Annotated in this window: 7 protein-coding genes; 3 read left to right on the plus strand and 4 right to left on the minus strand. The window is 60.7% G+C overall.

All coding sequences use genetic code 11. The annotated features are described in order from the left end of the window. The first annotated feature begins 357 nt into the window (after positions 1-357). Positions 358-1,191, plus strand: coding sequence for a methyltransferase domain-containing protein (locus AC04SI_RS32770; protein WP_404285010.1), 834 nt, complete (start codon positions 358-360; stop codon positions 1,189-1,191). 175 nt (positions 1,192-1,366) lie between these two features. Here AC04SI_RS32770 and AC04SI_RS32775 read toward each other — a convergent pair whose 3' ends face one another. The 3 genes from AC04SI_RS32775 to AC04SI_RS32785 all read right to left on the minus strand — a co-directional run bounded on the left by AC04SI_RS32775 (position 1,367) and on the right by AC04SI_RS32785 (position 3,286). Next, the gene (locus AC04SI_RS32775) at positions 1,367-1,507 is read right to left on the minus strand and encodes a hypothetical protein (protein ID WP_404285012.1); all 141 of its coding nucleotides are present in this window, start codon (positions 1,505-1,507) and stop codon (positions 1,367-1,369) included. A gap of 366 nt (positions 1,508-1,873) precedes the next feature. Next, the gene (locus AC04SI_RS32780) at positions 1,874-2,791 is read right to left on the minus strand and encodes a DMT family transporter (protein WP_404285013.1); all 918 of its coding nucleotides are present in this window, start codon (positions 2,789-2,791) and stop codon (positions 1,874-1,876) included. A 21-nt stretch (positions 2,792-2,812) separates the two neighbouring features. Then, the gene (locus AC04SI_RS32785; RefSeq protein ID WP_404285015.1) at positions 2,813-3,286 is read right to left on the minus strand and encodes a hypothetical protein; all 474 of its coding nucleotides are present in this window, start codon (positions 3,284-3,286) and stop codon (positions 2,813-2,815) included. Here AC04SI_RS32785 and AC04SI_RS32790 point away from each other — a divergent pair. Then, entirely contained in the window at positions 3,276-4,715 is a 1,440-nt protein-coding gene (locus tag AC04SI_RS32790) for a LuxR C-terminal-related transcriptional regulator (RefSeq protein WP_404285017.1), read from the plus strand. The two genes, AC04SI_RS32785 and AC04SI_RS32790, sit on opposite strands and share 11 nt — an antisense overlap. 443 nt (positions 4,716-5,158) lie before the next feature. Here AC04SI_RS32790 and AC04SI_RS32795 read toward each other — a convergent pair whose 3' ends face one another. Next, positions 5,159-5,323 (minus strand): hypothetical protein, encoded by a 165-nt coding sequence (locus AC04SI_RS32795; RefSeq protein WP_404285019.1) that lies wholly within the window; start codon positions 5,321-5,323, stop codon positions 5,159-5,161. Between the two features lie 372 nt (positions 5,324-5,695). Between AC04SI_RS32795 and AC04SI_RS32800 the strand changes: the two genes are divergently transcribed. After that, positions 5,696-6,340, plus strand: a complete 645-nt coding sequence (locus tag AC04SI_RS32800; RefSeq protein ID WP_404285021.1) for a peroxiredoxin-like family protein — start codon at positions 5,696-5,698, stop codon at positions 6,338-6,340. The last annotated feature ends 779 nt before the right edge of the window (positions 6,341-7,119 follow it).

A 7,119-nucleotide genomic window follows, 5' to 3' on the forward strand; every position in this document is an offset into this window, starting at 1 on the left:
CAGATTGGGACCTTGTTCGCCGACCCCATCAGGGCCAGCAGCTTCGAACGGCTGCATGAACAGGCCGGACAGAAGACTGCACCCGACCAATGCGCCAGAACAACGAATTACCTCTTGCAATACGGGAGCCATCCACAGAGGACATCGCTAGTGGACAGGCCACAGGCAGCTTTGCGCCTCGAACCGGACATTCGTGAACGGCAAAGTTGCGCGATGAGGTTGGCCAGCATGGCAACGTCGCGTCATCCGTAGGTCCCAAGCGGACTGTGTTTGTTGACCGCGCGATCGAGCTGTCGCATTCTCGAAAATACGTGATCAACGCCTGATTGCCGCATGCTCACGTTAGAGGAATGCGTCTTGACACAGCCAGACAAGTATTTGCTAGGGCGTGGCGAGGCCGAGGAGATACGGCTCAAGCGCCAGATCGCCAATCTGGCGCCGGATTCCGACGCGCATTTCGACAGGATCGGGATCAAGCCGGGCGAGCGCGTCATCGACCTTGGCTGCGGTCCGGGAGGTGTCTTGCACCTGCTTGGCAAACGCGTCGGCTCGACCGGATCGGTCCTTGGCATCGAACGCAGCCACCACTTTGTCGAACAGGCCCGCCGCTTTGTTGCTGACCACGGGCTATCGCAGGTCGAAGTTCGTGAAGGCGATGCATACGACACGCAGTTGCCTCGAGCGTCGTTCGACGGTGCTCACATGCGGCTTGTTCTCGTCAACGTGCCGGAGCCCGAGCGCATCGTGCGCGAGATGGTCTCACTGGTGCGTCCCGGAGGCTGGGTGGCAAGTTTCGAGGCTGACTTTCTCGCCCTCATCTGCGATCCGCCGCTGCCGGCGTGGACCCGTCTCCTCGACGCCTACAAAGCCTATTCGGCAGCCCAAGGAATCGACCTCTTCGTAGGCCGGCGCACCCACCGGCTGTTTCGCGACGCTGGAGTTGTGGACCTCCGCGTCGATACAGTCGTCCATGTTTATCCACCGGCCCATGAGCGGCGACCGATCCTGCGGGACTTCATCAAAAATGTTCGTGATAAACTGATTGACGGTGGCTTCATTGAGCGTAGCGACCTCGAGAGCGATCTGACCTCCCTCGAAAATCACCTGGCCAGTCCAGAAACGCTGGTGACCTCGAACGTGTTTTTCCGGCTTTCTGGCCGAGTTCCTTTGAACGTGATCTCCAGTTCCTAGCCTAGAGGCGGACACCCCCTGCCCAGTATGCATGGCATGTCCCGCAGATATGCTCCTTAGATCGGCGCAACTCACTTCACCCGAAAGGTCATGTCCGCCTCATGAGCTGCTGTTGAGGTGTAAGCTCACCAGGGACTACGTTCGGTCGAACTAAGGGCTGTGTCGAAATTGATTGTCAGACATGCAAATCGTCGAGCAGCGCCTTGGCATGCTTCAGATCGAGCGTGTCGAATCCTTCCGTGAACCAGCCATAGACCGGGGCGAGAAGATTGCGGGCCGTATCCCGCTGGCCCTGTTCGAGCGACAACCGCGCCATGTTTCGCTCGGAAGGAGCGGCGGCTTCGCGCCGATCTCGGTCATTAAAGTTAGCTGTGCGACTGCCTTAAAGCGGACATTACGGGCGACCGCGCTGGAGGTCGCGGGTGCGCCGGGAGCGGTCGTTAAAGCGATCAAGGCCGAGCGGCCGGAGCCCACCCTTTGCGGACCTTCGGCAAGGCGCGTGGTACGGCTGCGGTTGAATCCAGGCTGGCGAGGCCGATCGAACCCGGACTAGGCTCGATGAGGCCTCCTACCGGGGTGTGCGTCAGTTGTCCGATTGGCCTGGCGCATTCACGTTCAGGCTTATCTCAATCACCAATTTCCGGCGGAGGGCCTCCACTTGATTTGCCAAGGGGATGGTTTCTCACTCTGCCGCCACTGGCTTGGCAATTTCGGATCTGCGCACTGACAGGGACAGCAAGATGATTGCTCCAAGTACGATCGCAGCCCCGAGAGCCCCGACCGACGACAGCCGCTCCCCTAGAAACATGGCCGCGCCAATCGCTCCGAACACGCTCTCTGCGCTGACGATCACGGCGGCATGGCTGGCCGAGGTAAACCGTTGGGCGATCGACTGGATGCCGAAGGCGCCTGCCGTCGAGAATATGCCGAGTACAGCGAGTTCCGGGGCCGCGTCGCTGATGGCAGCCATCGATAAATTGCCGTGAAGGGCTCCAAGCGGCAGGGTGATCACGGCCGCGACGAGAAATTGAGCGGCAGCCGCTGTGACCGGAGCGCCATGGGTTTGCATATGGCGCCCGAGCTCGACCATCCAAAGCGCGTAGCATGCGGCCGAAAGTATCGCTGCGAGATCGCCCTGACTGAAGCTGGCGGTCAATCCGCCGGACAGAAGCAGCACGCCGACCAATGTCACGCACGCCGCAAGTCCGACCACTGCGGTCGGTCGCTCGCCGATCAGGAACCAGGCTGCGAGCGGCGTCATCACCGTTGCCGTGCTCACCAGGAAACTCGCATTGGTGACCGAGGTGCCGAGATAGGAGACCTGCTGGATGGCAATGGAAATTGAAAACAGCGCGCTGACTCTGATAAGACTCATCCAGTAGCCCGGTTCGAGCTTTCTTCCCAGTTCGAGCATCATCAGCGGCGCGGCCAAGAGTCCCGCAATCAGGCAGCGCGTGCCTACGGCGCTGAGCGGATCGAGATGATCCAGCACGGTCTTCTGCGCAACGTTACCGAACCCCCAAAATGCGGCGGCAAGCAGCAGCAGACAGTTGGCCTGCACCTTCGACATATCGATGTCTCGACAAAGCTTGCGCCGCAAAAGGGCGGATCGGTGATTTAGCTAACCGCCGGCCTGCTTGTTCAACTGGTTGCAATTTGGGCGAGCGCCGACGGGGAAGATCTCATAACCGGCTTCGATCAATTGGAGGCTCATCTCCTCGAAATGCCGATTTGAGCCGCTGACGATCGATTCAGGCGTGTAGTTCCAGCCGTTGCGGGCAGCATTTGCCAGGATGTCGGCATACACACGCATGCTGGCGATTTTCACGTTTGATTCCAGCAACTGTCGGCACCCGCTTGCGAACGAGGGCGACGCTGCGGCGCAAAAACCCAAGACCGTGCATGCCAGCACTATGGATACAGAACGCATGGAATCCCCCTTGGCTGATTGCAGCTTGTTGCCGTAAGGGAAGCTTGCACCGTGTGAGCCTGCGGCGGGATCGGGCAGATGCTGTATTCGGCCTACCGCATTTGTAGTATTCTTCCGCGACGGCAGTCGAACAGCTTCCTGGGACGCGGTTTCCATGATGCTCAATGACGCTTCGAAAGCTCACACGCTCGATGCCCTGTCGGGTCGCGAGCGCGCGGTCGCGGAAAAATTTGCCGCCGGCCTGACCTATCGGGAGATCGGCAAGGCGCTTTTCATTGCCCCGGCCACTGTTCGCACCCACCTTGCGACCATCTACGAAAAACTTGGGGTGCGTAACAAGATCGGGCTCGCGGCCCACTTTGCCGACACCTCCGGCGCCCAGCCGCAGGCGCCTTTACCTCTGTCTGACGCCTCGCCAGTGCTCGCCATATTCCCCATCGTATGCCTGAATTCCGAAGAGCGCTGGTGTCGCTTTGCCGACGGCCTGTCGTCTGAGATCACCATTGACCTGGCACGATACGCGGGTTTGCCCGTCATCGCTTTCCACACGATGAAATCGCTGGGCAGCAAGCCCGCCGATTTCGCGGCCGACGGCAAGGCGCTCGGCGTTACCTATATCGTGTCGGGCCAGTTGCGCGCGGACGACCAGAGGGTTCGCGCGACGATAGAGCTTGCCGACGCACGCAACGGCGTCAGCCTGTGGAGGGAGCGTTACGACCGCTCGGTCGAGGATATTTTCGCGCTCCAGGACAGCCTGACCGAAAGCATCATCAACGTGCTCGTCGGTAGTTACGGAACGCTGGCCACGGTCGGCCGCAACGCGGTTCGCCGCAAGCCGCCGGCCAGCCTGCGGGCCTACGACTACTATCTGCTTGCCATCGAACAGCACACCACGTTCAGCCGCGCCGGCAATGAGGAGGCGATTCGCCTGTTTTCACGCGCGCTGGAGCTCGACCCTACCTTCGCCAACGCCTGGGCCGAACTCGCCTATGCCTATTCGATCGAGGCCTGCAACGGCTTCGGAGACAATCTGCCAACGTCGATCGAGAACTGGCGGGCGGCGGCCGAAACGGCGCTGCGGCTCGACCCGACCGACAGCTGCGCCCACGCTTGCCTTGGGAATCTCAGGGCATGCCTCGGCGACCTCGAGGGGGCGGAGCATGCGTATCGGTGCGCTTTCGAATACGGCTCGCACTATGCCGGCATACTGACACTGCTGGCCGGCAGCAGAGCTCTTGTCGTCGGCGATCCGTCCGAGGCAATTCCGCTCATCGAGCGCGCCATGCGCCTCAATCCGCTGGCCCCGCCCTGGTATTTCGGTATGCAGGGCCGCGTCCTATTCGCCGCCGACCGGCATGAGGAGGCCATTGCGGCGCTGCGCAGAAGCGTGCCCGAGTCGCCGGACGTGCTGATGTTCCTGGCGCTTGCGCATGCGGCCATGGGCGAGACCGAAGAGGCGGCCAGGATCGCAGCCCGCTTGAAAGCTGAATTTCCCAGCTTTTCGGTCGAACGCTTCATCGCAGGCAACCCCGTGAAGAACCCGGACGCGTTGCTTGCCATCCGCCACGGCGCCGAACTGGCAGGACTCCCCTAAGGTTTTGCCCAATTCCGAAAGCCCGAGACGATGCCGCCGACCTCGCGATCCATGTTCGCCGCCGTGACGCTTAAAAGTCACAGCATGGATCCTAGGGTCTCCGCTGCTTCGCTCCTGCTCCGCCAGAAGAATAGCTTCAACTGTCGACCGATCCGAGGGGACGCCGAGCGAATGCCAGCTATGGCGCGACCTGCTCGTTCGGGCGAATGAGCCGAACGGCAACTTTCCACCCCTTCAGCGACGTTGCCGCCGTGCAGCTGCAATGACCGGTTCGGGTCAGTTCACGTCGATGCACGCAGGGCGCTTGAAGGTCCGTTTCTGACCTTCCGAGCCTCGAAGCTGCCAGTCCGCTTCCGGCCCATTGCGGTCATCCGCGAGTATGCATCTGGCTGACTGGTATTGGCGCTTAGCGGACCTTTTGGGCCGCGATCATGGCGCGCCGTTTAATTAGCCACAATGTTAACATGGATCGTCCGCCGGTCGCCTTTTGACGCGGATCCGTTCAGTTTCGCGCGCGGAGGAACGGCAGCTTTGCGCCGCATGTCGGCCGTTGAGGTGATCTTCGCTTTTGCCCGATAGCGGACGTTGCCGGCGACCACCTTGGACATCTTGTTGCGCCATTTCCAGACATTCCCGACGCTTTTCGGGAGCGGACCTTCGCTTATCGTCCGAAACCGACCCGTTGACGACCTTGGGCGTTGCAGACTTGAACCTCCAAATCGAGGTCGGGAACCTGACCTTCAGCGCAAGAGCATTCGGGAGTGCGCTCGCGTGAGGTCATTCACCACATTTGGAGGCGACCCGCAGATGCCTTTTCGTGTTATGGTGGGCTTGCAACGCGCGTAATCTCGACCTCGGCAATATGGCAGAGGTCGAGAACTATTGCCTTGGCACAGGGAGCTTTCGCCCCAGCACTTGATCGCCTCCGAAACGCTGGGTGTGCTGCTTTCCCTGACTGACCCGGGGCGAGGAGGTTGTCCATGTCCACGAGTAGTGTTGACCGCCCGCTGCAGCCGGGCGACCGGGCACCGAATGTTGTGCTCAATGCGATCTCACGCGAAGGCAAGATCGCGCTCGATGATTTTCGAGGCCGTAGCCCGTTGTTGATCGGTTTGTTCCGAGGCCTGCACTGTCCGTTCTGCCGGCGCCATGTCGCGGCGATGGCGCAACTCAAGCCGGCCCTGGGTGAGAAAGGCGTCGAATGCCTGGCGGTGGTCAATACGCCGGTCGAGCGGGCGCGGCTCTATTTCCGTTACCACCCGGCACCCGATCTTCTCGCCGCATCCGACCCGGAGCGGGCCTCGCACCGTGCTTTCGGCTTGCGCGAGGTTGGGATGGACACGGTCATGGCGATACGGATCCATCTCCCGGGCGAGTTGCCCAAACCTATGGACGTCATGGCAATGAACGAGTTCCTCAACAAGAAGGAAGGATATGAGATTACGGAAGCCGATCAGCAGGCGATGGTGGCTTCCGGCCAGGGGCAGCTTGTCGGCCAGTTCCTAATCGACCGGGCGGGCATCGTACGCTGGAACTTCACTGAAGTTCTGGAGGATGGCCTCAACACCTTCAGAGCGCCGAATCCCGAGGAATTGATGTCGGCAGCTTCCCAAGTTGCACATTAATAGGCTGCGGAAATGGGCTGCTGAAAACTCGCTCGACGGCCACCGTCCTGTGGTGATTCTTTGGATTTAACAATCATCGAAATGCTCAGCGCGGGCGGCTAAGGTCTGCCCGTGGGCTTCGTAGCGATTTCGATTCAACGGTCTGCGGACCGCCCCCGACGCTAGAGTGAGCAAGCCGCAGAGGCGGGGCGACGTCCGCTCCTTGCCGCAATCACGTCGTTACGACAGGCGCGCATACGGCAAGTTTCCACCCAACCTAGTCCTCCAACGGCTTCTTCCGCGTGCAGAGCGGTTAAAAGCACGGATCGCCTCGATTGCGCCACTACTGGTCATTCGCAGCGCGCCTCGTTAGCTGACCTTCAGCCACCGGCCGGAGTCGACCCTCTGCGGTCGTCCACGTATACCGCTCCGGCAATTGCCAACGCAGTGTTCCACGCGACGGGCAAGCGTGTGCGGACATTGCCGATCAAGATTGAGGATGTCCTGACCGCATGAACCACGAGCCGAACGCCGGCCACCCGGACGGAGTTGGACAAGGAACCATGGGTATGACGCCGTCGGGCGAAATGTCTGATTTCGGGATTGAAATCATGTAGGCAGGTCAGGATTGGGTCCAGCGCTGGTTGTGCTCGATGTCCTCTGTGGATGGCTCCCGTATTGCAAGAGGTAATTCGTTGTTCTGGCGCATTGGTCGGGTGCAGTCTTCTGTCCGGCCTGTTCATGCAGCCGTTCGAAGCTGCTGGCCCTGATGGGGTCGGCGAACAAGGTCCCAATCTGCT

This window comes from Mesorhizobium sp. CNPSo 4689 (genome assembly GCF_057784325.1).

Coding starts and splice junctions, on each gene's coding strand:
- AC04SI_RS32800 (WP_404285021.1), top strand. CDS start 5,696: ATGTCCACGAGTAGTGTTGACCGCCCGCTGCAGCCGGGCGACCGGGCA.
- AC04SI_RS32775 (WP_404285012.1), bottom strand. CDS start 1,507: ATGGCGCGGTTGTCGCTCGAACAGGGCCAGCGGGATACGGCCCGCAAT.
- AC04SI_RS32790 (WP_404285017.1), top strand. CDS start 3,276: ATGATGCTCAATGACGCTTCGAAAGCTCACACGCTCGATGCCCTGTCG.
- AC04SI_RS32795 (WP_404285019.1), bottom strand. CDS start 5,323: ATGTCCAAGGTGGTCGCCGGCAACGTCCGCTATCGGGCAAAAGCGAAG.